Source organism: Allorhizobium pseudoryzae (assembly GCF_011046245.1).
GTDB classification, from domain to species: Bacteria; Pseudomonadota; Alphaproteobacteria; order Rhizobiales; family Rhizobiaceae; genus Neorhizobium; species Neorhizobium pseudoryzae.
Genome location: NZ_CP049241.1, coordinates 2541461 through 2566016 on the forward strand (window position 1 = coordinate 2541461; position 24556 = coordinate 2566016).

At 63.7% G+C, this 24556-nt stretch carries 20 protein-coding genes and 1 other RNA gene; 12 read left to right on the forward strand and 9 right to left on the reverse strand.

From position 1 onward, the window contains the following. Window positions 1-7: 7 nt before the first annotated feature. Together G6N78_RS12300 and G6N78_RS12305 are read right to left on the reverse strand one after the other, a co-directional pair. Window positions 8-1153, reverse strand: coding sequence for an amidohydrolase (locus G6N78_RS12300; RefSeq protein ID WP_165218761.1), 1146 nt, complete (start codon window positions 1151-1153; stop codon window positions 8-10). Continuing rightward, window positions 1150-3648, reverse strand: coding sequence for an ATP-dependent helicase (locus G6N78_RS12305; protein WP_165218763.1), 2499 nt, complete (start codon window positions 3646-3648; stop codon window positions 1150-1152). Before G6N78_RS12305 ends, G6N78_RS12300 begins: the two co-directional genes overlap by 4 nt. A gap of 256 nt (window positions 3649-3904) precedes the next feature. Between G6N78_RS12305 and G6N78_RS12310 the strand changes: the two genes are divergently transcribed. The 6 genes from G6N78_RS12310 (at window position 3905) to G6N78_RS12335 (ending at window position 14156) form a co-directional block, all read left to right on the forward strand. After that, window positions 3905-5134, forward strand: a complete 1230-nt coding sequence (locus G6N78_RS12310) for an efflux RND transporter periplasmic adaptor subunit (RefSeq protein WP_165218765.1) — start codon at window positions 3905-3907, stop codon at window positions 5132-5134. Next, window positions 5131-8286 carry an efflux RND transporter permease subunit gene (locus tag G6N78_RS12315; RefSeq protein ID WP_165218767.1) on the forward strand — a complete coding sequence of 1052 codons (3156 nt, stop codon included), beginning with the start codon at window positions 5131-5133 and terminating at the stop codon, window positions 8284-8286. Before G6N78_RS12310 ends, G6N78_RS12315 begins: the two co-directional genes overlap by 4 nt. 74 nt (window positions 8287-8360) lie before the next feature. After that, complete coding sequence (locus G6N78_RS12320) at window positions 8361-8597, forward strand: ribbon-helix-helix protein, CopG family (protein ID WP_165218769.1); 237 nt, start codon at window positions 8361-8363, stop codon at window positions 8595-8597. Then, window positions 8597-8896, forward strand: a complete 300-nt coding sequence (locus G6N78_RS12325; protein WP_165218771.1) for a type II toxin-antitoxin system RelE/ParE family toxin — start codon at window positions 8597-8599, stop codon at window positions 8894-8896. The genes G6N78_RS12320 and G6N78_RS12325 overlap by 1 nt, the downstream gene beginning before the upstream one ends. Before the next feature lie 96 nt (window positions 8897-8992). After that, window positions 8993-10417, forward strand: coding sequence for an FAD-binding oxidoreductase (locus tag G6N78_RS12330; protein WP_165218773.1), 1425 nt, complete (start codon window positions 8993-8995; stop codon window positions 10415-10417). A gap of 64 nt (window positions 10418-10481) precedes the next feature. Beyond that, window positions 10482-14156 carry an AsmA family protein gene (locus G6N78_RS12335; protein ID WP_165218775.1) on the forward strand — a complete coding sequence of 1225 codons (3675 nt, stop codon included), beginning with the start codon at window positions 10482-10484 and terminating at the stop codon, window positions 14154-14156. 19 nt (window positions 14157-14175) lie between these two features. Here G6N78_RS12335 and G6N78_RS12340 read toward each other — a convergent pair whose 3' ends face one another. The 5 genes from G6N78_RS12340 to G6N78_RS12360 form a co-directional block, all read right to left on the reverse strand. Further along, complete coding sequence (locus tag G6N78_RS12340) at window positions 14176-14397, reverse strand: ribbon-helix-helix domain-containing protein (RefSeq protein ID WP_165218777.1); 222 nt, start codon at window positions 14395-14397, stop codon at window positions 14176-14178. Between the two features lie 64 nt (window positions 14398-14461). Further along, the gene (locus G6N78_RS12345; protein WP_165218779.1) at window positions 14462-14668 is read right to left on the reverse strand and encodes a DUF4169 family protein; all 207 of its coding nucleotides are present in this window, start codon (window positions 14666-14668) and stop codon (window positions 14462-14464) included. A gap of 12 nt (window positions 14669-14680) precedes the next feature. Beyond that, the gene (locus G6N78_RS12350) at window positions 14681-15196 is read right to left on the reverse strand and encodes an SspB family protein (protein ID WP_165218781.1); all 516 of its coding nucleotides are present in this window, start codon (window positions 15194-15196) and stop codon (window positions 14681-14683) included. A 131-nt stretch (window positions 15197-15327) separates the two neighbouring features. Continuing rightward, window positions 15328-15706, reverse strand: a transfer-messenger RNA (tmRNA) gene (ssrA, locus tag G6N78_RS12355). 151 nt (window positions 15707-15857) lie between these two features. After that, the gene (locus G6N78_RS12360) at window positions 15858-16688 is read right to left on the reverse strand and encodes a PhzF family phenazine biosynthesis protein (protein ID WP_165218783.1); all 831 of its coding nucleotides are present in this window, start codon (window positions 16686-16688) and stop codon (window positions 15858-15860) included. 138 nt (window positions 16689-16826) lie between these two features. Between G6N78_RS12360 and G6N78_RS12365 the strand changes: the two genes are divergently transcribed. The 5 genes from G6N78_RS12365 (at window position 16827) to G6N78_RS12385 (ending at window position 22115) form a co-directional block, all read left to right on the forward strand. Continuing rightward, complete coding sequence (locus G6N78_RS12365; RefSeq protein ID WP_165218785.1) at window positions 16827-17621, forward strand: thymidylate synthase; 795 nt, start codon at window positions 16827-16829, stop codon at window positions 17619-17621. Further along, window positions 17618-18154, forward strand: coding sequence for a dihydrofolate reductase (locus G6N78_RS12370; protein WP_165218787.1), 537 nt, complete (start codon window positions 17618-17620; stop codon window positions 18152-18154). Before G6N78_RS12365 ends, G6N78_RS12370 begins: the two co-directional genes overlap by 4 nt. Before the next feature lie 145 nt (window positions 18155-18299). After that, entirely contained in the window at window positions 18300-19430 is a 1131-nt protein-coding gene (gene hflK / locus G6N78_RS12375) for an FtsH protease activity modulator HflK (protein ID WP_165218789.1), read from the forward strand. Continuing rightward, window positions 19427-20398, forward strand: a complete 972-nt coding sequence (hflC, locus tag G6N78_RS12380; RefSeq protein WP_165218791.1) for a protease modulator HflC — start codon at window positions 19427-19429, stop codon at window positions 20396-20398. Before hflK ends, hflC begins: the two co-directional genes overlap by 4 nt. Before the next feature lie 166 nt (window positions 20399-20564). Further along, window positions 20565-22115, forward strand: a complete 1551-nt coding sequence (locus G6N78_RS12385) for a Do family serine endopeptidase (RefSeq protein WP_165218793.1) — start codon at window positions 20565-20567, stop codon at window positions 22113-22115. Window positions 22116-22145: 30 nt separating this feature from the next. Here G6N78_RS12385 and G6N78_RS12390 read toward each other — a convergent pair whose 3' ends face one another. Then, window positions 22146-22730, reverse strand: a complete 585-nt coding sequence (locus G6N78_RS12390) for a GNAT family N-acetyltransferase (protein WP_234905790.1) — start codon at window positions 22728-22730, stop codon at window positions 22146-22148. Further along, window positions 22727-23617, reverse strand: a complete 891-nt coding sequence (gene serB, locus G6N78_RS12395; protein WP_165218795.1) for a phosphoserine phosphatase SerB — start codon at window positions 23615-23617, stop codon at window positions 22727-22729. Before serB ends, G6N78_RS12390 begins: the two co-directional genes overlap by 4 nt. Before the next feature lies 1 nt (window position 23618). Between serB and miaA the strand changes: the two genes are divergently transcribed. Continuing rightward, window positions 23619-24524, forward strand: coding sequence for a tRNA (adenosine(37)-N6)-dimethylallyltransferase MiaA (gene miaA, locus G6N78_RS12400; RefSeq protein ID WP_165221703.1), 906 nt, complete (start codon window positions 23619-23621; stop codon window positions 24522-24524). Window positions 24525-24556 lie beyond the last annotated feature (32 nt).

The following is a 24556-nucleotide window of genomic DNA, read 5'->3' on the forward strand; positions in this document are numbered from 1 at the left end:
TGCTGCCTCAGCCGAGCAGGTCCTCGGCGATCCGCAGGAAGATGCGCGAACCGATCTCAATCAGCGCATCCGGGAAGTCATAATCGGGATTGTGCAGGGCCGGGTGGTTTTCGCCGGAGCCTAAAAAGAACATCGCGGATTTCGAGACCGTGCCGAATCGGCCGAAATCCTCCGAGGCGCGAAACGCCTTGCCGTCCTCGAACGGCAATTCTTCCGCCGCGATCGCCCGGCGGATCATGGCGGCGGCCTCCGCATCATTGCGGCAATGGCCGAACTCATCGTGATAACGGAACGTGACGCCGAGGCCATGCGCCTCCGCCGCCTCGCGCGCCAAGCCCTCGGCCTTCTCCTTGAGTGCCGCCATCTGATCGTCGGACACGGTGCGCAAGGTCACCCAGATCTCGCCGTCGCCCGGTGCAATCCCGAAGGCCGCTTCGCCGATCGTGACATGGGTGACGGTCGCGAGCGTCAGGTCGCCGTCGTCGAGTGTACCCTTTGCCAGTGTGGCAAAGGCTGGAATGAGGGCGGCAATCGCGGGGCCGGGCGAAATCCCGGTCTCCGGCATCGAGGCATGCGCCGTCTTGCCGGTCAGACGGATCATCAAGCCGGAGGAGGCACAGTTCGCCGGTCCGTCCTTGATCCAGCTTCTGCCGAGCGCAATGCCCGGCATGTTGTGCCACGCAAAGGAAAAATCCGGCGTCAGCGGCTTGAACTTGGCATCCGCGAGCACGGCCGCCGCGCCCGCGCCGTTTTCCTCCGCCGGCTGGAACAGCAGCACCACGCGGCCGCGTGCCGGACGTTTGCGCTGGAAGGCGAGGGCGAGGGCGCCGAGCGTTGCCATATGCCCGTCATGGCCGCACATATGCCCCTTGCCCGCGATCCGCGACCGATAGGGCAGGTCGGAGATTTCGGCGATGGGCAGCCCATCGAGTTCGGCGCGGAACATGACGGTCGGACCCGGCGCGTGGCCGCTGAACACCGCCGCAACCCCGGTGCCGCCAAGGCCGGTGACGATCATATCCGGCTCTGTCGTCTCCAGGAAACGCACGACCTCCGCCGCCGTCTGATGCTCCTCGCCGGAGACCTCCGGCATCGTGTGGAGATGGCGGCGCCAGGAGGTGAGGTCGGCGAGATCGGAGGCGGTGAGGGTCATCCGACTTTCTCCACAAACCCGTCCAGCACGCGTTTTTGCCCCGCGCGGTCGAAATCGATGGTCAGCTTGTTGCCTTCCACGGTCACCACATTGCCATTGCCGAACTTGATGTGGAACACGCGGTCGCCGACCGCGAACTTCGACGGCTGGTCGGCGACGGACTTGGCGATGAGTTCTCCCTCGATCGTCTTCGTGCGCGGTCCGCTTTCGCCGTAGCCGATGCGCTCCACCGCGTGGCCGGAGCGGCTGCCCCAGTTGTCGCGCGTCGCATCGCTTTTGTTGGCCTGGGCGCGTTTCCAGCCGGGCGTCGAATAGGAATTGGCAAAGGGATCGGCCTTGTCGAAGCGCGATTGGCCGTAACCGCCGCGGCCATAGCCGCCATATCCGCTGTCGGCTTCTGCCACATCGACATGGGCCGGCGGCAGTTCGTCGAGGAAGCGCGAGGGCATGGTGGATTGCCAGAGGCCGTGGATGCGCCGGTTGGAGACGAACCAGATATGGCAGCGGCGTTTGGCGCGTGTGAGGCCGACATAGGCGAGGCGGCGTTCTTCCTCCAGCCCGGAGCGGCCACCTTCGTCGAGCGCCCGCTGGTGCGGAAACAGGCCTTCCTCCCAGCCGGGCAGGAAGACGGTATCGAACTCCAGCCCCTTGGCCGAATGCAGCGTCATGATTGAGACGGCATCCATCTCCTCGTTCTGCTCGGCATCCATGACCAGCGAGACGTGTTCGAGGAAGCCGCGCAGGCTCTCGAAGGCCTCCATCGAGCGGATGAGTTCCTTCAGGTTTTCGAGCCTTCCCGGTGCTTCCGCCGACTTGTCGTTCTTCCACATGTCGGTGTAACCCGACTCGTCGAGGATCTGCTCGGCCAGCTCCGTATGGGGCGTTGTTTCAAGCAGTTCCGACCAGCGCTTGAAACTTTGAATCACGTCGAACAGCGCCTTGCGCGCTTTCGGTTTCAGTTCGTCGGTCTCGATCATGTCGCTGGCAGCCGCCAGCATCGGAATGTCGCGGGCGCGGGCGTAATCATGCAGCGCGCGCACCGTCGTGTCGCCCAGGCCACGCTTCGGCGTGTTGACGATCCGCTCGAAGGCAAGATCGTCCGCCGGCTGGCAGACCATGCGGAAATAGGCCATCGCATCGCGGATTTCGAGTCGCTCGTAGAAGCGCGGGCCGCCGATGACGCGGTAATTCAGGCCAAGCGTGACGAACCGGTCTTCGAATTCGCGCATCTGGAAGGAAGCACGCACCAGGATCGCCATGTCGTTCAGATTGTGCTTCTTGCCGGAGGCATCGCCGCGCTGCAGCTGCTCGATCGTTTCACCGACGGCGCGCGCCTCTTCTTCCGAGTCCCAGGCGGCGTGCACCACCACCTTTTCGTCGTCCGGTTCGGAGCGTTCGGTGAACAGCGTCTTGCCGAGCCGTCCTTCGTTATGGGCGATCAGATGGCCGGCGGCGCCGAGGATGTGTTCGGTGGAGCGGTAGTTGCGCTCCAGCCGGATGACCTTGGCGCCCGGAAAATCCTTTTCGAAGCGCAGGATGTTGTCGACTTCCGCGCCGCGCCAGCCATAGATCGACTGGTCGTCGTCGCCGACGCAGCAGACGTTCTGGGCGACATCCTTCGGCCGCTGGGCAAGCAGCCTCAGCCACATATATTGAGCGGTGTTGGTGTCCTGGTACTCGTCCACCAGGATATAACGGAAGCGCTGGTGGTATTCCTTCAGGATATCCGGGTTGCGGCGGAAAAGATCGATCGGATGCAGCAAAAGGTCGCCGAAATCGCAGGCGTTCAGCGTCTTCAGCCGCGCCTGGTAGGCGGCGTAGAGCTCGCGGCCTTTGCCATTGCCGAAGGCGCGGGCATCGCCCTCCGGAATGTCCTTCGGTGTCAGGCCCTTGTTCTTCCAGCCGTCGATCATGCCGGCAAACTGGCGGGCCGGCCAGCGTTTGTCGTCGAGGCCTTCCGCCTGGATCAGCTGCTTGACGAGGCGGATGACGTCGTCGGTGTCGAGAATGGTGAAATCGGAGCGCAGGCCGGCCAGTTCCGCATGCCGGCGCAGCAGTTTCACGCCGATCGAGTGGAAGGTGCCGAGCCAGGGCATGCCTTCGACCGCACCGCCGACGAGGACGCCGATGCGCTCCTTCATCTCGCGCGCCGCCTTGTTGGTGAAGGTCACGGCCAGGATCTGGCTCGGGAAGGCGCGGCCGGTGGCGAGGATATGGGCGATGCGGGTGGTCAGAACCCGTGTCTTGCCGGTGCCGGCGCCGGCGAGCACCAGAACGGGACCGTCAAGGCTTTCCACCGCTTCGCGCTGTTCCGGGTTGAGGCCGGAGAGATAGTCCGGTGCCCGGTTCTGGTCGCGGGCGGCCATGGCGCGCGCGGCAATGCCAAGGCCGCCGGTGGCCGGCGGTTGCGGGGCAGGGGACTGGCCGGGCTTGTGGCGCGGGGCGTGATCCGGCTCTTCATCGAAGAACGGAATGTCATCGAAACTGTTCGTCATCAGGCCAATCTAATGATTCCGGAAGAACATGGCCATAGAGCATGTTCTGGTTTTATTCCAGCATGCGTCCGCAAGAGGCGCAAAATACGGCAGAACCAGCCGATCAAGCGGCAGGATTAAGGCCGCTAACGATGATTTCACGCCAGCGTGATGGTTTTCAGATTACAATTCGGCAAGGTTGCTCATCCAAGCATTGCCGAACAACCGTAGAGACATGATACTTCGCCCGAAAATTGTTCTCCCCTCGGAGTTGTGAATGCGAATCTGGAAGCAAGTGCTCCTCAGTCTTGCCGTGCTGTTTGCCGGTCTCTGTCTCTGGCTGTTCGTTCGGCCTGATGCGGCATCCACGCTTGTCAGGGTCGGGGTGCCGCAGTCGCTCATTTCGATGATCCAGCCTGGCGCAGGGGAGAGTGCCGGCAATAACCGTTCTGCGCAAAGCGGTGCGGGTCAGGGGGCACAGGGTGCCGGGCAAGGGAACGGCCCGCGGGCCGGTCAGGGAACGGGCCCCGGCAGCGGTGCACCGCGTGGCGCGCTTGTGGTGGTCGAGGCGGCCGATATGGGAACGGTCAACGACCGGCTGGCGGCGATCGGCGACGGCCGGGCGATCCAGACGGTTGTTGTCATGCCGCAGGTCAGCGGTACCATCACCGAAATCAACGTGTCCTCCGGCCAGCGGGTCAAGAAGGGCGACGTGCTGGCCCGGCTCGACAATGACGAGCAACTGATCGAGCGCGACAAGGCGCAGGTGGCATTGCGCAGCGCCCAGGAGAAATCGCAGTCCTACAAGAACCTGCAGAGCGTCCCGCGCCTTGACGTGCTGGACGCGCAGATTGCCGAGGAATCGGCGAAGCTTGCGCTCTCCACTGCTGAACTCAACCTGCGCCGGCGCGATATCGTGGCGCCGATCGATGGTGTCGCCGGCATCGTGGCCGTCAATGTGGGCGACAATGTCACCACGCAGACGAGCGTCGTGACGCTGGATGACCGCTCGAAGATCCTGGTGGACTTCTGGGCGCCGGAGCGGTTCGTTGCGCAGTTGCAGCCCGGCCAGCCGGTTGAGGCGCATGCGGTCAGCCGTCCCGGCGATTCCTGCAACGGCGAGATCGAATCGATCGACAACCGCGTCGATTCGGCCAGCCGCACCATTCGTGTGCGGGCGAAGATCGACAATGCCAAGGACCTGTTACGCGCGGGCATGTCCTTCAACGTTACCATGCGGTTTTCCGGTGAACCCTATCCGGCGGTCGATCCGCTTGCCGTCCAGTGGGACGCGGAAGGCGCCTATGTCTGGAAGGTGGCGAACGAAAAGGCCGAGAAGGTGCGCGTGCGCATCATCCAGCGGAATTCCGACCGGGTCCTCGTCGATGCCGCGCTGAACGCGGACGACATGATCGTGATCGAGGGCCTGCAACGGGTACGCCAGGGCCAGCCGGTGCGGATCCAGGGGGCGCCTGCGCCGAAGGTGGCGGAGGCGGCGCGCACATGAGCGAGAACACCGAGATTTCCACCGACAAAGCCAAGAGCACGTTCACCGCGCTGTTCGTCCGCCGACCGATCCTCGCCGCCGTCATCAACACGCTGCTGGTGGTTGCCGGCCTTGCCGCCTTCGTGGGTGTGGAGGTGCGCGAACTGCCGGATGTGGACCAGCCGGTCATCACCGTGCGCACCACCTATGACGGCGCCTCGCCGCAGACGATCGACCAGGAACTGACGCAGGTCATCGAAGGTGCAGTTGCCCGCGTCAGCGGCCTGAAGGCGCTCTCGTCGGAATCGCAGTTCGGCTCCAGCCGGGTCACGATGGAATTCTCCGACAATGTCGATCTCGCGGAAGCGGCGAACGATGTGCGTGATGCGATCGGCCGTGTGACCGGCCAGCTGCCGGACGATGCCGACGACCCGCGCATCGTCAAGGCGGATTCCGATTCGCAGCCAATCATGCGTGTCGCCGTGACCTCGCAGACCATGTCCATGGACGACCTGACGCAGCTGGTCGATAACGAGATCGTCGACCGGCTGGCGGCCGTCGAAGGGGTGGCGGATGTCGAAACTTACGGCGACCAGGAAAAGATCTTCCGGGTCGATATCAATCAGGCGGCGCTGGCGAGCCGCGGCCTGACGATCGCGGACGTCTCCAGCGCGCTGGCAACGGCAGCGCTGGACGTTCCGGCTGGTTCTCTCACCAGCCGCACGCAGGATATCGTGGTGCGGGCGACGGCAAATTTGTCCACGCCGGAGGATTTCGGCAATGTGCTGGTGAAGGACAATATTCGCCTGCGCGACGTGGCGAACGTCCTGCTTGGCGCCGATGACGGCACGACGACGCTGCGCTCCAACGGCGTCCAGGGCATCGGGCTCGGTATCATCCGCCAGGCGCAGTCGAACACGCTCAACATCTCCACGGGCGTGAAGGCGGTCGTGGATGAGTTGCAGAAGGCGATGCCGGAAGGCACACGCGTCTTCGTCACCAGCGATGACGCCGTCTTCATCCGGGGCGCCCTGCACGAGGTGGAACTGGCACTCGGCCTCTCGGCGCTTATCGTCGTTGTAGTGCTTTATCTCTTCCTGCGCGATTGGCGCGCCACCCTCATTCCGGCGCTCACCATGCCAGTGGCGCTGATCGGCACGCTGACCGCGATCTATCTCGTCGGTTTTTCGATCAATATCCTGACGCTTCTCGCCATCGTGCTGGCGACCGGCCTCGTCGTCGATGATGCCATCGTTGTGCTGGAAAATATCGTGCGGCGGCGCACGGAAGGCATGGGGCCACGGGCGGCGGCGGTGCTTGGCACGCAGGAAGTCTTCTTCGCGGTGCTGGCGACCACGGCGACGCTGGCTGCGGTCTTCATTCCGCTCTCCTTCCTGCCGGGTCAGCTGGGTGGCCTGTTCCGCGAATTCGGCTTCGTGCTGGCCTTCGCGGTGGCGCTCTCCTCGATCACCGCGCTCACGCTCTGCCCGATGCTCGCTTCCCGCATGCTGACGCGGCCGATGAGTGAGCCGAAGGGCCTGCTGCCGTCCTTCGGTGCCCTGTTTGCGCACGTCTATGCCTCCAGCCTGCGCTTTTGCCTGAACGCGCCGCTGGTGGTGATTGCCGGCTCGCTGCTGTTTGCCTTTGCCGCCTTCGTCACCTTCGGCACGATCAAGAGCGAGTTGACGCCGCAGGAAGATCGCTCCGCGGTGCTTTTGCGGTTGAGCGCGCCAGAAGGCGTCAGCCTGGCCTACACGCAGGACCAGTTGAAGCGCATCGAGGAAAATCTGCAGCCGCTCGTGCAGTCCGGTGAGATCCGCAACGTCTTTTCGATCTCCGGCATGGGGGGCTCCACCAATAGCGGCTTCATGGTGCTGACGCTGGCGCCGTGGGAAGAGCGCAGCCGCAGCCAGAATGCCATCGCGAGCGACGTGAATGCAGCGGCTGCCCGTGTGCCGGCGCTGCGCGGTTTTGCGATCCAGACCAACAGTCTGCGCATCCGCGGTGCCGGCAGTGGCCTCCAGGTGGCGCTCGTCGGGGCCGATCACACCCGTCTGACGGATGCCGCGATCAAGCTCGTGCAGGCCATGGAGCAGAGCCCGTCCTTCGAGACGCCGCGTCTCGACAATGAGCCGACGCAGGTGCAGCTGTCAGTGTCGATCGACCGCGAGCGGGCCTCCGATCTGGGGATCGACATCACCGGCCTCTCCACCGCCATGCAGGCGCTTCTCGAAGGCCGCTCGATCGTCGATGTCTTCGTCGATGGCGAGGCGATCCCGGTGAAGCTCACCTCCAGCATGCAGCCGGTCGATGATCCCACGGATCTCGAAAACATCTTCCTGCGCACCGGCGACGGGCGCGTGGTGCCGATGTCGACGATCGCGACGCTGAAGGAAGGGGCTGTTGCGCCGGAACTCAACCGCGAACAGCAGCTGGCCGCCGTGTCGCTCTCCTCCGGCTTGAAAAATGGTGTTCCGCTCGGTCAGGCGCTCGAGGAGGTGATCAAGCTGGCAGAGCCTCTGCTGCCGGAAGGCGCCCGCGTGATGCCGCTCGCGGAAGCAAAGACGCTCGGCGAAAATTCGAACGCCATGGCGATCACCTTCGGTTTTGCGATTGCCATCATCTTCCTCGTTCTCGCCGCCCAGTTCGAAAGCGTGCTGTCCTCGATCATCATCATGACGACGGTGCCGCTCGGCCTTGCCTGCGCCGTCTTCGCCCTGGTGCTGACCGGCTCGACGCTCAACGTCTACAGCCAGATCGGCCTCGTGCTGCTCGTCGGCGTCATGGCGAAGAACGGCATCCTGATCGTCGAATTCGCCAACCAGCTCCGCGACCAGGGGGCAGGGGTGCGTGAGGCAATCGAGCGGGCGTGCCGCCTGCGTCTGAGGCCCGTGATGATGACGATGATCGCCACCATTCTCGGTGGTGTACCGCTGGTTCTCGCCCAGGGTGCCGGCGCGGAAGCCCGTATCGCCCTCGGCTGGGTCATCGTCGGCGGCCTGGGGCTTGCGACGCTGGTGACGCTGTTCATCACACCGGTCGCCTATCTGCTGCTCGCCCGCTTTGCCAAGCCGAACGCGCATGAGGAGCAGCGGCTGCATGACGAGCTGGAACGGGCGCAGAACCGCGCCGCCAACGAGGAGAAGAAGGCGCCGCTCTTGGCGGCGGAGTGAGCGGGTGCCTGGGGCATTGACGGTCAGCTTCACGGTCGTCACTGTCTTTCAAGGCTGAACGCCGGGAGAACAGCATGGGATTGGTCACAATCGGAGTTCCGGAAGAGACGGCTGCGGAGCTTGAGGAGCTATCAAAACGCCTTGAGCGGACGCAGCCGGAAATCATTGCCCTTGCTGTCGCGGAACTGATGGCGCGGGAGCGATCGGATCTGGCGGAAATCGAAGCAGCACTTGCGGAGGCGGACGCCGGCGAATTCGCCAGCGAGGAGGACGTCAGGGCCTTGCTGGCCAAGTATCGCGAACCTCTTTGATGGCGAGCGGCAGGCGCGGTCTTCGCTGGACGAAACGGGCCTTGCGTCGGATTGACGACATCGGCCAGACGATCGCCATCGAGAATCCGTCTGCGTCAGCTATAGTGGTGCAACGCATCATCTCCGTCGTTTACGGGTTGGAAGAGCATCCATTCCGAGGAAGACCGGGCCGAGTGGTTGGAACGCGTGAACTCGTCGTCCCAGGTCTGCCCTACATCATTGCCTATCGGGTCACGGATCAACACATCTCCATTCTCACGGTGCTGCACGCAGCCCGCCGCTGGCCTCGCAGGCTGTAAGCTCCACCCATTCGCGTATGGACAAGCTCCGGCGTCTCGCTTACCAAACGTTGCAGAGACTGTCGGCCCTGGCGGGCCGGATCTGGAGATAGCATTATGGTTATGAGAGACGTGCAACCCGGCCCGCGCAACGAGGAGGGGATTGCCACCGTCCTCGCGATCTTGAAACAGCAGCTGGGAGAGCGTCTGCAGACCGGCCAGGCGTTTCGCGAACAGCATGCCCATACCACCACCTATCTGCCGCGCCAGATTCCGGATGGCGTCGTGTTTGCCGAAAGCGTCGAGGATGTGAAGGCCGTCGTGAAGGCCTGTGCGGCGCATCGGGTGCCCGTCATTCCCTTTGGCACAGGCTCGTCGCTCGAAGGCCAGGTGAACGCGCCATCGGGTGGAATTTCCATCGATTTTTCGCGCATGGACAAGGTGCTCCGGGTCTCGCCGGAGGATCTCGACGTGACGGTTCAGCCGGGTGTGACGCGCGAGGCGCTCAACACCTATCTGCGCGATACCGGCCTGTTCTTCCCGATCGATCCCGGCGCCAATGCCTCGATCGGCGGCATGACGGCAACCCGGGCGTCCGGTACCAATGCCGTGCGCTATGGAACGATGAAGGACAATGTGCTGTCGCTGACGGTGGTGACGGCGGATGGCGAGGAAATCACCACCGGCACGCGGGCGAAAAAATCCTCCGCCGGCTACGATCTCACCCGGCTTTTCGTCGGTTCCGAAGGCACGCTTGGCGTGATCACTTCGATCACCCTCAAGTTGCAGGGCATTCCGGAAAAGATCGGCGGTGGCGTCTGCGCCTTTCCCAGCGTCAAGGCGGCCTGCGACGCGGTGATCATGACCATCCAGATGGGGATCCCCGTCGCCCGCATCGAACTGCTCGATGCCGTGCAGATGAAGGCCTGCAATGCCTATTCCGGCCTTGCCTATGCGGAGAAGCCGACGCTCTTCCTCGAGTTCCACGGTACCGAGGATACGGTGCGCATGCAGTCGGAGCAGTTCGCGATGATCGCGGCCGAATGCGGCGGCGAGGAGTTCCAGTGGACGGGCGATGCCGCCTCGCGCGCAAAACTGTGGAAGGCGCGCCATGACGCCTATTGGGCCGCCCGGGCGCTTGCCCCGCATCTCGGTGCGCTTTCGACGGATGTCTGCGTGCCGATTTCCAGGCTCGCCGATTGCGTGGCCGAAACCCAGGCGGATATCGTCGAAAACAACTTTCTCGCCCCGATCGTCGGCCATGCCGGCGATGGCAACTTCCACCTGCTTTTGCTGTTCGACGAGAAGGACCCGGCGGATATTGCGCGAACGGAAGCCTTCGTGGAGCGTCTCAACCGGCGCGCCCTCTCCATGGATGGCACCTGCACCGGCGAACACGGGATCGGACAGGGCAAGATGAGCTTCCTGGAACAGGAAGCGGGCGGGGCGCTTAGCCTGATGGCGACCATCAAACAGGCGCTCGATCCGCACAATATCTTCAATCCGGGCAAGATCTTGCGCCCGAAGCATGATGGTGTGTGATAGGATCTTGCCGCAGGGAGAGGTCGCATTGAACTCCTCGCCCTGACCCAAGGAGAATGGTGCGGTGCTCGGACGGATATTGCTGGTGATCAGCGGCCTGGTGGTCGTCGCCTTGTTCACGGCCCTGTTGGCGCCCTTTTTCGTGGACTGGTCGAGCTTCCGTCGCGATTTCGAAACCCAGGCGAGCCGTATCCTTGGCAAGAAAGTCACCGTCAACGGCACGGTCGATGCGCGGCTCCTGCCGTTCCCGTCGGTGACGATGACCGATGTACGGGTGGGGCAGGATACAGACGGCACGCCGATTGTGCAGGTCGCCGCCTTTTCCATGGACATGGAACTGGCGCCTTTCCTCTCCGGCGAAGCCCGCATCTTCGACATGCGCCTCGATCGGCCCAAGGCGCGCATCCGTGTGCTGAAGGACGGCAAGCTGGACTGGATGCGCGGCAGCCGGCCCGAACTTCCGGCGCGCAATGTTGTGCTCGAAGACGTGCATGTCACGGGCGCCGAGATCGAATTCATCGACGAAGCCACGGGTCGCACACGCCGGGTGACCGGGCTGACGGCTGAAATGTCGGCGACCTCGCTCGCCGGTCCCTGGCGCGCCGAGGGCAACGCGACGCTGGACGGGTATGAGGCGAAATTTTCGCTGGCGAGCGGCGAGCCCGAAGCCGCAACGGCCAGTGTTCCGCTGCGCATGAAGGTCTGGCCCGATGTCCAGCCGGTCGAAGTGCAACTGGATGGTGCGCTTGCTCTCACCGAGGCAAGGCCCGAATATAAAGGCGACTTCAGCCTTTCCTTCCTCGACCAGCCGATCAACCCGGTCTTGCCGCAGACGACGGAAAAGCCGGTGCCGCCACCGCGCACCAAGGGCAAGTTCGAACTCACCAATGACCGTATCCGCATTGCCGAATACCGGACCGAAATCGGCGGGCTGGACAATCCATACGTGGTGACCGGCGAGGCGACGCTCGATACCGGCGACAAGCCGGAATTCCTGCTGACCGCCGAGGGTCAGCAGGTGGATGTGAATCGGCTGACCGCGGATCTGGTGAAGGGCAAGACGGCGCGCAATCCGCATGTCTCCGGCCAGCAACGGCTGAATGCGCTGATCGCGATCGCCGCGCGCGTTCCCATTCCGCAGGTGCCGGGCAAGGCGACGATCCGCCTGCCCGCGATCGTGGCGGACGGCACGACGATCCGCGACGTGCGGCTGGACATGCGCCCGGCCGGCAAGGGGTGGAAGGTCGAGAATGCCGTGGCGACGCTGCCGGGCCGCACGCAGGTGGAGGTGCAAGGCGCACTGAGGCTGGATGGTGCGGCCTCGTTCACCGGCCGCATGCTGCTTGCTTCCAACCAGCCCTCCGGCCTGTCCGACTGGCTGACCGGCAAGGTGGATCCCGCCATCCGACAATTGAAGGCGGCGGGTTTTTCCGCCACCGTCAACCTCACGCCGACGCTGCAGCGGTTCGACAATCTGGAACTGGCTGTCGGGGCGGCGACCCTGAAGGGCCGGGTGGAACGCGAATCGCCCGCCGAGGCGACGCCGACGCTTTCGATCAATCTGACCGGCGACGAGGTGGATCTCGATGCCTTGCGGGCGCTCGCCTCGCTGATGACCGGCGACGATGCCGGCGAAGACGTGCTCGACCACCGTCTGGCCGCCCAGATCAAGGCCGGCCGTCTCACCGCCTTCGGGATCGCTGCCGAGAAGGTCGAGACGGTGCTGGAACTCGGGGCCGGCAAGCTGTCGCTGCAGAAGCTGACGATCGGCAATGTGGCCGGCGCCAGCATTACGGCCAAGGGCACGGCGGAGGGGTCGTTCCTCTCCTATTCCGGCAGCGGTTCGCTGACTTTCAACGCCTTTGATCCGACGCCGTTCATCACCATGCTGCACCAGAAGCTGCCGCGCCATCCGCTGCTCGACAGGCTGGTGCGCAATGCCGCCTGGTATGCCGATACGAATCTCTCCGCCAATGTCACGCTGCAGGATGGGGCTCTGGCTGCCAGGATCGGTGGCCGCAGCAATGGCAGCGAGGTGAGCGCCGACCTCGACCTGCCGAACCTCTTCGATATCACCGCCGACACGAAGCTGGACCTGACGGCCAAGCTTGCCAACCCGCAGGCGGGCACGCTGCTTGGCCAGATGGGGCTCGATTCGCTGCCCTTTGACGGCGACAGCGACGCGTCGCTCTCGCTCGACCTGCATCAGGATGGCAGCAAGCCGGCACGTCTCAATGTCGCCTATGCGACCGACCGCACCCGTCTCTCTGCGGATGGCACGGCAAACCTGTCGGCCGATGCCTTCGGCCAGGGGCAGTTCGACATGACGTTGAAAAGCGAGGATCTGGAACCGACGCTGCTGACGGCCGGCATCGGCCTGCCGCAGTTCGGGCTCGGCCTGCCGGTGGATCTGTCCGCTTCGCTTGTCCTACAGCCACAGGCGGCGCGCTTCGACGCGATCCGCGGCGCGATCGGCGGCAATGGCGTCAGCGGTCAGGTGACCCTGGATCGGACGGCAAGCCTGACCAAGGCGAGCGGCGAGGTGACGCTTGATCTCGTTGATCTGGGCTGGCTGGGCGAGGCGGTCTACGGACCTCTGACGGACGGAGAAACGGGAGACCTCTCGGACAAATCCTTCGCCCTGCCAATGTTTGCTGGCACCGATCTGGCCTTCACCCTGCATGCCCGCAGCCTGAAGGGTTTCGGCCTTCCGCCGGCGGAGGAGGTTTCCGCGCGACTCATCAGCCGGGCCGGTGGCGTAACGATCGAGGAGGCGAAGGGCCGCTGGCTGGGCGGTCAGATTGCCGGGCGTGTTGCCCTGTCGAACAGCGAGGGAGTCGGCCTGTTCCAGACCCGGCTCAGCGTCGAGAATGCCGATCTGGCGTCGCTTGTCTGGCAATCGCAGGGCAAGCCGGTGGCGACCGGCCGAACCTCCTTCGCATTGGCCGCCGAGGCAACCGCCAAGACACCGGCAGGCCTGCTGGCGGCTGCGAGCGGATCCGGTGCCGTCCACCTGACGGATCTGACGCTCACCCGCCTCAACCCGGACCTGTTGCCGTCGCTGCTGCCGCAGGCCGATGGCATTCAGGGCGAGGTGACCGAGGCGAAGGTTGATCCCCTGCTGGAAGCGCTTGTGCACGAAGGCTCCGCCACGCTCGGCCGCGTCGATATCCCCTTCACCATGACCGGCGGGCAGGTGCGCGCGCAAAACATCACGGCGAAGGCTGGGGAGACGAATCTCGGGGCAGATCTCAGGATCGATCTCGTCGAGGATGCGCTGGAGGCTTCCCTGCAGGTCTCCTATGCGCCTGGCGAGGAAGCGGTTGCCGGTGGTGATGCGGCCTTCAAGCTTCTCTATTCCGGCGCCCTGTCAGCGCCGTCCGAGACGCTGGATGCCGGCGCGATCACCAACTATCTGTCGCTGCGGGCCTTCGAGCGGGAACGGCGGCGTGTCGAGACGCTGCAGGCGAGCGTGCTGGAGAAACAGCGCCTGCGCCGTGAGGTGGCGCTCTACAATTTCGAGGACAATCGGCGCCGCATCCTGCGCGAGAAGGCGGAAGCCGAAGCGAAGGTGAGGGCGGCGGAGGAAGCACGCCTTGCGGCGGAAGCCGAGGCGCGGGCTCGTGCTGCCGAGGAACAGCGCCGTCGCGAGGCGGACAGCATCCCGCAATTGACGGTTCCGCCGACGGGTGACGTGTTCCGCCAGAACGGTTTTGCGCCGGGCGCTGCGCGAGATTGAGCGGTCTGTCCAGCCCTCGTCAGGTCGTGGGCGCCTGCTGCTTCAGCCAAGCAAGAACATACAGCCTCAGCGCCGAGGAGAGGTTGCTGTCTGCCGGGCGGGCGTCGTCGATTTCGGCAATCAGCGCGGCGATGCTCAGCCTGCGGGCGCTGGCGATGGTCTTCAACTCGTCCCAGAAGGCATCTTCGAGCGAAAAGCTCGTGCGATGTCCGTGCAGCGTGGTGGAGTGTTTGCGGATCATCACGGGGCCTGCGACCTGACCAGTGGATATGATCGTTTGAAGTGCCGGCCGGCCGACGGCAGACCTAGCGGTCTGTCTCGTCGGAGGGGCCGGTCCGTTCGAGCCGGCCCTGATCCAGTTGTTTTTCTGCCTTGTCGTTCAGCGCTTTCGTCAGCGTCTTTTCCTGCTTCGTCCGGCCGAAGGTAATGCGGTTCTGCTCCGCCTGACGCTCCTTGTCGGACCGTGCCTTGGCTTTGCGGGCCAGTCGAAGATTGACGATCTCGGCGCTCATCGGAGCCTCGTGTCAGTGCTTCTTGCGGAAGGAATCGAGCGAGACGACGGACCCCGCCTTCTTTTCCTCGTCGGACTTTTCCTCATCCTCGGCGCTGGCTGGCTTGGCGGCGGCGACGGCTTCCACCGGATAGGCGGTGATTTCCGCCGACTGATCGTCTTCCTCGATAAGCGGCACTTCGAATTCGAGTTCGAAATTGACCGATGGGTCATAGAAGCCGCGAATCGCGTTGAACGGGATCGAGAGCCGCTCCGGTGTGTCGGAGAAGGACAGGCCCACTTCGAAATGCGTGTCGTGGATCTTCAGGTCCCAGAACTGGTGCTGGATGACGATCGTCATCTGTTCGGCATATTTCGACTTCAGGTGCGGCGAAATGCGAACACCCGGAGCGCCGGTGAGGAATGTGATGAAGAAATGATGATCACCCGGAAGACGGCCGGTTGCTGCCACTTCGGACAGAACCTTGCGGATAACGCCGCGCAGAGCGTCCTGCGCCAAGATATCGTAACGGATGTGATCCTGCCCCATAGGTGCTTTCTTCCAATCAATTTGCGTGTGTCACAGGCGATTTGTCCGCCCGTTATACGGCAGGTCCCGTCCTCGCGGAAGACCTTGACATATCATCAGGCCATCATAACCAAAATCCGATGAAGGGAGAAGGTGAAGGCTTCTGTTGCCAGGTGCCTTCGGACCCCGCCTCAAGGGGCTAACCAAGAGGACTTAGAGCGGAATTCCCGCACCGCCATTAGGCAGCGAGAGCGTATTCCTTAGCGTTGTTGTCGTTTGCAACTACACTTGTGACCCGATAACGGCGGTATCATGCCGAGCAAAAGTTCGATCTTTACGCCCTTGTCGATCCTATTTCGCCCCCATCAAAAGCCGGTCTGACCCTTTGCAGGAAGACCGACCGGTTTTTGGTGGAGGCGCCGGGTACCGCCCCCGGGTCCAATAGGTTTATTACACCGACCGTTTATTGCCATAGCCGGAGCAAGCCCCGGCACGAGTGATATAAGTCTTTCGCAGGCCGATGAAAAGGGGCAAGCGATGAGATGTTCGGCATTCCGTTTCGGGAGCGGGTTTGGCGCGGCGTCACTGTCTGCGGTCAGAGCCGCTTGCCCGTTGCAATCCCTTGCAGGCTTTTATGGCACGCGCGGGATATGCTGAGGCGGTCGGCCCTGGTGCGGCCTGATCAGAGGGAGACCTCTCCGGAAATGACGCTGCGGCAGTGCCCGCCGAGCCAGATGTCGGCGTCATGCCGGGTGATGAAGAGGCGGGCCGACCGGCCGATCATGGTTCCCTGAGCAGCGACGTAGCGGTGCGGCGCATGGCCAGCTTCGGTCAGCCAGAGGGCAAGCCCGGCGTTCAGGCTGCCGGTCGCGGCGTCCTCGAAGCCGGCGGCGGTAAAGCCGCGCACCTCGAAATCGCAGTCCGTGTCCTCGCCCTTCTCCGATGGCCCGATGATCCCGACCCGCATGCCCTTGAGGCGGGCAAAATCGGGCTTGATGGCCAGCACCTGCGCTCTCGATCGCAGCAGAAATCCCATCCAGCCCGGACCGTTGTCGACCCAGGCCGAATCGACCACATCCGCCGGCGTGAGGCCGGTCCCGGCGAGCGCCTTTGCCCGTAAATCCGGCTCGATCGCCCCGGAGCGGACCAGCGGGGGCCCCTTGAAGGCGAGCCGCTCGCCTTCGCGGCGTACCTCGATCAGGCCGGCGGCACATTGCTGCACCACCCGCTCGCCTGCCGCCTGTCCGCCAGCTTCCAGCCAGGCATGGCACGAGCCGAGCGTCGGGTGGCCGGCAAAGGGCAGTTCCTGCAGCGGCGTGAAGATCCGCACCCGGTAGTCGGCCCCCTCCAGCGTCGGTTTCAGCAGGAAAGTCGTTTCGCTGAGATTCGTCCAGCGGGCAAAAGCGGCCATCTGCTCGTCCGTCAGGCGATCCGCGTCATGCACGACGGCAAGCGCATTGCCGCGCGTCGGACAGGCCGAAAAGACATCGACCTGGGTGAAACGGGTGGACATGGCATTTCCTTCATCTGTCGGCGCGTGGCCCGGCCGCAACCAAGCGGCATCGATTGCATGGGGACGGGGAATTGGAGAGGCTGTCGTTTCCGGGCGCACGCGCCTATATTACGCGGCGAGCAGAATCGGCAGGACCCAATGAAACAGTATCATGATCTTCTTCGCCACGTGATGGAGACTGGCAGCGACCGCGGTGACCGCACGGGTACCGGTACGCGCTCCGTCTTCGGCTATCAGATGCGCTTTGATCTGGCCGAGGGTTTTCCGGTTCTGACGACGAAGAAGCTGCACCTTCGCTCGATCATCCATGAACTCCTTTGGTTCCTGAAGGGCGAAACGAACATCGCCTACCTCAAGGACAACGGCGTTTCGATCTGGGACGAGTGGGCCGACGAAAAGGGCGAACTCGGTCCCGTCTACGGTTACCAGTGGCGCTCCTGGCCGAAGCCGGACGGCGGTCATGTCGACCAGATCGCCAATTTGATCGAGAGCCTGAAGACCAATCCCAATTCGCGCCGGCATATCGTCTCGGCCTGGAACCCGGCGCAGGTGGATGACATGGCGCTGCCGCCCTGCCACTGCCTGTTCCAGTTCTATGTCTCGGACGGAAAGCTCTCCTGCCAGCTCTACCAGCGCTCGGCGGACATCTTTCTCGGCGTACCCTTCAACATCGCCTCCTATGCGCTGTTGACGATGATGGTGGCGCAGGTGACGGGCCTGAAGCCCGGCGATTTCGTCCACACGCTGGGCGATGCGCATATCTATGCCAACCACTTCGAACAGGCCGAACTGCTTCTGACGCGCACGCCAAAAAAGCTGCCGGTGATGGAGATCAATCCCAAGGTCAAGGATATCTTCGGCTTCACCTTCGAGGATTTCTCGCTCGTCGGCTACGAGGCAGACCCGCATATCAAGGCGCCGGTGGCGGTATGAGTTCGGTTCACGTTCCGGTCGTCCTGATTTCCGCCGTGTCGGAGAACAACGTGATCGGCCGCGATGGCGACATGCCGTGGAAGCTCTCGACCGATCTCAAGCGCTTCAAGCAGATGACGCTCGGCAAGCCGGTGATCGTCGGGCGCAAAACGCTCGACAGTTTCGGCGGCAAGCCGCTGCCCGGTCGTCCGCATGTGGTGGTGACGCGTGATCCGTCTCGTGTCGTCGAAGGTTGCCGGATGGCGGCTTCGGTCGATGAGGCCTTGGAGATCGCCCGGCAGATCGCATCGGAGAGCGGGGCGCCCGAGATCTGCGTGATCGGCGGCGGCGAGATCTATGCCCAGGCGATCGGCGGCGCGGATGCGCTCTTGATCACCCATGTCGAGACCGTCATCGACGATGGCGATACCTTCTTCCCTGTGATCGATCCGGACGTCTTCGAGACGGTGGAGGAGGTTGCGGTGCCGGCGGGCGAAAAGGACAGTTTTCCCACCCGTTTCACCAGCTATCGACGCCGGACTGCGGCAAACTGAAACATTTCGTTACCTAACACCGGGAAGTGACGCCATCGCGCGTTGAAAGCGGCCGTGCGCATACCTATAACGGGGCATGACCCGATTGCCGCAGTCGTGACGCGGCGCGTCGAGGGGTGGGAGTAGCTCGAACAAAGAGGTTTTGATGCCCTGGAGCAATCAGAATGGCGGCGGCCCCTGGGGGGGCGGCGGCAATAATCAGGGGCCATGGGGCCAAGGGCCGAATCGCCCGCGCGGTGGCGGTGGCGGCAATGGCGGTGGTGGCAACGGAGGGCCGCCGGATCTCGAGGACATCATTCGCCGCAGCCAGGACCGGCTGCGCGGCGTGGTGCCCGGCGGATTCAACGGCGGCGTCTTCGCGATCATCCTGGTCGTGATCGCCGCATTTTTCGTCTTCCAGTCGATCTACACCGTCCAGCCGGACGAGCGCGGTGTCGAGTTGCGCTTCGGAAAGCCCAAGGACGAGATTTCCGGCCCGGGCCTTCACTTCCATTTCTGGCCGTTTGAAACGGTCGAGATCGTCAAGGTCACGGAACAGCAGATCAACATCGGTGCGCGCGGCAACGCCAATTCCACCGAAGGCCTGATGCTCTCGGGCGACCAGAACATCGTCAACGTGCAGTTCTCGCTTCTGTTCACCGTGACGGATCCACGCGCCTATCTGTTCAACCTCGAAACGCCGAACGCCACGCTGCAGCAGGTCGCCGAAAGCGCCATGCGCGAAGTGGTCGGTCGCCGTCCGGCGCAGGATGTCTTCCGCGACAACCGCGAAGGCATTTCGACCCAGGTGCGCGACATCATCCAGGGCACGATGGATACCTATGGTGCCGGCGTTGCCATCAATGCCGTGCCGATCGAGGATGCAGCGCCGCCGCGTGAAGTGGCCGATGCCTTCGAAGAAGTGCAGCGCGCCGAGCAGGACGAAGACCGCTTCGTCGAGGAAGCCAACCAGTACGCCAACCAGAAGCTCGGTCAGGCCCGTGGTCAGGCGGCCCAGGTTCGCGAAGAAGCCTCCGCTTACAAGGATCGCGTCGTCAATGAGGCGACCGGTGAGGCACAGCGCTTCGTCTCCATCTACGATGCCTACAAGGTCGCGCCCGACGTGACGCGTGAGCGCATCTTCCTGGAAACCATGGAGCAGGTCCTGAAGAATTCCAACAAGATCATCCTTGATGACAAGCAGCAGGGGGTCGTTCCCTACCTGCCGCTCAACGAGATGCTGCGTCAGAACCCTGCGCAGTCCGGTGCGGCAGCGAACCGGGGAGGCAATCCATGAACTCGAACCGTCTCCCCGTTCTCCTGATCGGCCTCGGCCTCGTTCTCTTTCTTGTTTATTCCTCGGTTTTCGTGGTGAACGAGAAGCAGCAGGCGATCGTTCTTCGCTTCGGCCAGATCCAGGACGTCAAGACCGAGCCCGGCCTCTACTTCAAGCTGCCCTTCGCCTTCATGGATGCCGACCGCGTCCAGTATGTCGAAGACCGGGCCCTGCGCCTCGACCTCGACAACATCCGTGTCCAGGTCCGTGGCGGCGCCTTCTATGAAGTCGATGCCTTCGTCGTCTATTCGATCACCGATGCCCGCCGGTTCCGCGAAACGGTCTCGGGTGACCAGGATTCGGCCGAAAGCCGCTTGCGCACCCGTCTCGATGCGGCGCTTCGCCGGGTCTACGGTCTGCGCGATTTCAGCGCAGCACTTTCCGACGAACGGTCCTCGATGATGCAGGAGGTCCGCAACGACCTGCAGGCGGCGGCCGAATCGCTCGGCCTCACCGTTCGTGACGTGCGCATCCGCAGAACCGATCTCACGCGCGAGGTCTCGCAACAGACCTACCAGCGCATGAAGGCGGAACGTCTGGCGGAAGCGGAACTGATCCGCGCCCGCGGTAACGAAGAGGGCCAGCGTCGCCGGGCGATCGCCGACCGCCAGGTGGTCGAGATTGTCTCGGAAGCCCAGCGCGATTCGGAAATCCTGCGAGGCGAGGGCGATGCCGAGCGCAACCGCATCTTCGGCGAGGCCTTCTCGCGCGATCCGGGCTTCTTCGAGTTCTACCGCTCGATGCGGGCCTATGTCGCGGCCCTGTCCAACACGGGAACCACCATGGTTCTGAGCCCCGATTCGCAGTTCTTCCGTTACTTCAACCAGAGTGCGGGTTCGAACGCTGCCGGGGCGACGGCGCCCGCGACACCCGCGGCACCCGCAGCACCGGCGGCCCCCGCCGCGGCGCCCCAGGCAACACAGCCCTGAGGCGACAGAGAACACGGGTGAGGGCGGCGAAAGCCGCCCTTTTCCATTGGAGGCCCCGAAGCTTCGCCTGCGATCTTCTGGGGGTCTCACGAAAAGGTAATTTCCACCGTCTTCATTCCGCCTTATGCTTGTCAAAAGGTGCCGTCTTTTCAACCGAGGATGCCTGATGGTGAACTCCCTTCGATTGTCGTATCGACATTCCCTGGCAACCGTGATGGCGCTGACGCTGCTCGGAAGCACTGCCGCTCCCGCCTTCTCCCAGGGCGCCAAGCCTGCGCCTGCGCCCATTCCTTCAGCGCCATCCTCCATGTCGTCCGGACCGGCGTCCGTGGCCGATCTGGCGGAGGGGCTGCTCGATGCGGTCGTCAACATCTCGACCTCGCAGAGCGTCAAGTCGAATGGCAGCGGGCCAAAGCCCGTGGTTCCGGAAGGGGCGCCCTTCCAGGAATTTTTTGACGATTTCTTCGACGGCGACAACAATCAGCAGGGCAACCGCAAGGTCAATTCGCTGGGCTCCGGCTTCGTCATCGATCCGTCCGGTTACGTGGTGACGAACAACCACGTCATCGAAGGCGCCGATGACATCGAGGTGATCTTCCCGAACGGCAACAAGCTGAAGGCAAAGCTCGTCGGTACCGACACGAAGACTGACCTTTCAGTGCTGAAGGTCGAGCCGAAGGCGCCGCTGAAGGCCGTCAAGTTCGGCGATTCGAAGATCATGCGCATCGGCGACTGGGTCATGGCGATCGGCAACCCGTTCGGGCTTGGCGGTTCAGTGACGGTCGGCATCATTTCGGCGCGCGGCCGTAACATCAATGCCGGACCCTATGACAACTTCATCCAGACGGATGCGGCGATCAACAAGGGCAATTCCGGCGGTCCGCTCTTCAACATGAAGGGCGAGGTGATCGGCATCAACACGGCGATCATCTCGCCGAGCGGTGGTTCGATCGGTATCGGCTTTTCGGTCCCGACGGAGCTTGCGCAGAACATCGTCCAGCAGCTGATCGAGTTCGGCGAAACCCGCCGCGGCTGGCTCGGCGTACGCATCCAGCCGGTCACCGATGATATCTCCGCCAGCCTCGGCATGACGACGGCGCGCGGCGCGCTCGTCTCCGGCGTCATCAAGGGCGGTCCCGTCGATAACGGCGTCATCAAGTCCGGCGACGTGATCCTGACCTTCGACGGCAAGCCGGTGAAGGAAATGCGCGACCTGCCGCTGGCCGTTGCCGAAAGCCCGGTCGGCAAGGAAGTCGATGTCGTCATTCTGCGTGACGGCAAGGAGCAGACCGTCAAGGTAACGCTCGGCCGGCTGGAAGACAGCGCCGATGCGGCGACCGAAGGCGAGGACCCGGCGCTGGCCGAAGGCGATCAGCAGAAGGACCAGACCGAGCAGGATCAGGCCAAGGCCGAAGCACCGGCGGAAACCTTCGGCATGAAGGTGGAAATGCTGAGTGACGAAAAGCACAAGAGCCTCGGCATCGCCGACAGCGTCGAAGGCGTCGTCATCACCGCCGTCACCCCCGGTTCACCCGCCGCAGACAAGGGCCTGAAGGCTGGCGAGGTGATTGTCGAGATCGGCCAGGACTTCATGGAAACGCCCGGCGACGTCGTGGCGCGTTTCGAAGAGCTGAAGGGCGAGGGCCGCCGCAACGCGCATATCATGGTGGCGAACCCGGCAGGCGAATTGCGTTTCGTTGCGCTGCCGCTGGAATAGGCGTCGGATCACTCTCGAAGAGCGGGCCGCTCAGGCCTGCTCTTCGGCCACCTTCGGGTTGACGATGGCATAGGTCACATGCCGTTTCAGGTGCGGATGGGTGTCCGGCACCTTGGGGCTGTCGAAATCCATGTCCGGGCAGGCGAACATGCCGATCCGTTTCATCACGGCAGTCGAGCGATGGTTGGTCTCGACCGCAAATGAGACGACGGCGTCGAGCTTCAGGTCGTTAAATGCATAGGCGAGCAGCGCGTTCGCCGCTTCCGTGACGTAGCCATGACCCCAGAAGCGGGTCGCCAGCCGCCAGCCGATCTCGATCGTTTCCGGCGGGAAGATCCCCGGCATGTTGGCGGGAGCCAGTCCGCAAAAGCCGACGGCCTCACCGAGCGCCTTCACCTCGACGGCATAGAAGCCGAGGCCATCTTCGCGGATCATCGCATTGACGCGATCAAACAGCAGATCCGCCTCTGCGTAGGTGCGGCGGAACGGAAAGAACTCCATCACCTTCGGATCGGCGTTGATCTCGCGAAACAGGTTGCGGTCGGCTTCCGTCCAGCTGCGCAGCCTGAGCCGGTCCGTTTCGAGGATGATGCGGGGTTCCGGCTGTTCGGTCACGGTGTCACGATATCCGTCTTGCGATAGCCCTGGATATAGAGAAGGGCGGTCAGATCGCCATGGTCGATGCGCATTTTTGCCTGTGCCGCCACCGTCGGCTTGGCATGCAGCGCGACACCCGATCCGGCAAGCCCGATCATGCCGAGATCATTGGCGCCGTCGCCGACCGCCATCGCGTCGTCGGGCTGAATGCCGAGGCCGGCTGCAATCTCCTCCAGCGCATCCACCTTGGCCTGCTTGCCGAGGATTGGCTCGGCCACTTCGCCGGTCAGGATGCCGTCCTTTTCGATCAGGATATTGGCGCGGTTCTCATGGAAGCCCAGCATGTCGGCAATCCGGCTGGTGAAGACCGTGAAGCCGCCGGACACGAGAGCGGTGTGAAATCCCTTGGCGCGCATGGTGGCGATCAGCGCCGGGCCGCCGGAGGTCAGCGTGATGCGCTTGGCGATCACTTCGTCGACCACGGTGATCGGCAGACCCTTCAGAAGCGCCACGCGTTCCCGCAGCGCCGGTTCGAAGGCGATCTCGCCGTTCATGGCGCGTGCGGTGATGGCGGAGACCTTCTCCTTCAGACCCACCACGTCGGCCAGTTCATCGATGCATTCCTGGCCGATCATGGTGGAATCCATGTCGGCGATCAAAAGCTTCTTGCGTCGCGTGTCGGCGTCCTGCACCACGAGATCGATCGGCAGGCTGCCGATGACGGCGCGCAGCGTGTCCTCGACGGTCTTCGCATCGGTGCCGTCGCGCAGCGCGATGTCGCAGGCAACGCCATCCGCCAGCCAGTAGAGGCCGGCTGCCCTTGCGGCGTCTGCCGCCTTTTCTCCCAGCTTTCCATCGAGCACGGGGTTTGACGGATGGGCGATGAGCGTGGCAACCAGAGCCATGATGAAAAACCTTCGGACACATTGCGAGGCCATCCTGATAACCGGGCCAACGGCAAGCGGCAAGTCGGCGCTTGCGCTGGAGCTTGCGGATCGGCACGGCGGCGTGGTGGTGAATGCCGACAGCATGCAGGTTTATGACACGCTGCGGGTGCTGACGGCCCGCCCGTCCGACGCGGAGATGGCCGGCATCCCGCACCGGCTCTATGGCCATGTGCCGGCCACCACGTCCTATTCCACCGGGGACTGGCTGCGCGATGTAGCCTTGCTCCTCGGCGAGCTTCGACAGGACGGGCGCCTGCCGGTCTTCGTCGGCGGCACCGGGCTCTACTTCAAGGCGCTCACCGGTGGTTTGTCCGACATGCCGGCGATCCCGGAGGACATTCGCGAGCGTCTGCGCCAGCGATTGATCGAGGAGGGGCCGGCGCTTCTCTATCGCGACCTTGCCGTCCGCGATCCGACGGCCGCCCAGCGCCTGCAGCCCAGTGACGGGCAACGGATCGTACGGGCCCTCGAAGTCATGGAGGCGACCGGCCAATCCATCCTCACCTTCCAGGAACGGCGCGGCCCCATGCTGATCGATCCGGAGCGGGCGGAGAAGATCGTCGTCCTGCCGGACCGGGCGCGTCTGCATCAGCGGATCGACCGACGTTTCGAGATCATGCTGGAGACGGGCGCGATCGCGGAGGTGGCGGCGCTTCAGGCACTTTCACCCGCACCGGAGATGCCGGTGATGAAGGCGATCGGGGTGGCCGAGATTTCTGCGCTTCTGCAGGGCGAGATGAGCCGCGACCAGGTGATCGAGCGGGGTTCGGCGTTGACGCGGCAATATGCCAAGCGGCAGATGACCTGGTTTCGCAACCAGATGGACGAGACCTGGCAGCGCCACGATCCGTTTGCGACGGTGTGACGGGGAGTTCGTCCGTGACGGGTCACTCGACT

Excerpts from the sequence above, each read along its gene's own strand:
- G6N78_RS12300 (WP_165218761.1), bottom strand. The coding sequence starts at position 1,153 with ATGACCCTCACCGCCTCCGATCTCGCCGACCTCACCTCCTGGCGCCGC.
- G6N78_RS12305 (WP_165218763.1), bottom strand. The coding sequence starts at position 3,648 with ATGACGAACAGTTTCGATGACATTCCGTTCTTCGATGAAGAGCCGGAT.
- G6N78_RS12310 (WP_165218765.1), top strand. The coding sequence starts at position 3,905 with ATGCGAATCTGGAAGCAAGTGCTCCTCAGTCTTGCCGTGCTGTTTGCC.
- G6N78_RS12315 (WP_165218767.1), top strand. The coding sequence starts at position 5,131 with ATGAGCGAGAACACCGAGATTTCCACCGACAAAGCCAAGAGCACGTTC.
- G6N78_RS12320 (WP_165218769.1), top strand. The coding sequence starts at position 8,361 with ATGGGATTGGTCACAATCGGAGTTCCGGAAGAGACGGCTGCGGAGCTT.
- G6N78_RS12325 (WP_165218771.1), top strand. The coding sequence starts at position 8,597 with ATGGCGAGCGGCAGGCGCGGTCTTCGCTGGACGAAACGGGCCTTGCGT.
- G6N78_RS12330 (WP_165218773.1), top strand. The coding sequence starts at position 8,993 with ATGGTTATGAGAGACGTGCAACCCGGCCCGCGCAACGAGGAGGGGATT.
- G6N78_RS12340 (WP_165218777.1), bottom strand. The coding sequence starts at position 14,397 with ATGATCCGCAAACACTCCACCACGCTGCACGGACATCGCACGAGCTTT.
- G6N78_RS12345 (WP_165218779.1), bottom strand. The coding sequence starts at position 14,668 with ATGAGCGCCGAGATCGTCAATCTTCGACTGGCCCGCAAAGCCAAGGCA.
- G6N78_RS12350 (WP_165218781.1), bottom strand. The coding sequence starts at position 15,196 with ATGGGGCAGGATCACATCCGTTACGATATCTTGGCGCAGGACGCTCTG.
- G6N78_RS12360 (WP_165218783.1), bottom strand. The coding sequence starts at position 16,688 with ATGTCCACCCGTTTCACCCAGGTCGATGTCTTTTCGGCCTGTCCGACG.
- G6N78_RS12365 (WP_165218785.1), top strand. The coding sequence starts at position 16,827 with ATGAAACAGTATCATGATCTTCTTCGCCACGTGATGGAGACTGGCAGC.
- G6N78_RS12370 (WP_165218787.1), top strand. The coding sequence starts at position 17,618 with ATGAGTTCGGTTCACGTTCCGGTCGTCCTGATTTCCGCCGTGTCGGAG.
- hflK (WP_165218789.1), top strand. The coding sequence starts at position 18,300 with ATGCCCTGGAGCAATCAGAATGGCGGCGGCCCCTGGGGGGGCGGCGGC.
- hflC (WP_165218791.1), top strand. The coding sequence starts at position 19,427 with ATGAACTCGAACCGTCTCCCCGTTCTCCTGATCGGCCTCGGCCTCGTT.
- G6N78_RS12385 (WP_165218793.1), top strand. The coding sequence starts at position 20,565 with ATGGTGAACTCCCTTCGATTGTCGTATCGACATTCCCTGGCAACCGTG.
- serB (WP_165218795.1), bottom strand. The coding sequence starts at position 23,617 with ATGGCTCTGGTTGCCACGCTCATCGCCCATCCGTCAAACCCCGTGCTC.
- miaA (WP_165221703.1), top strand. The coding sequence starts at position 23,619 with ATGAAAAACCTTCGGACACATTGCGAGGCCATCCTGATAACCGGGCCA.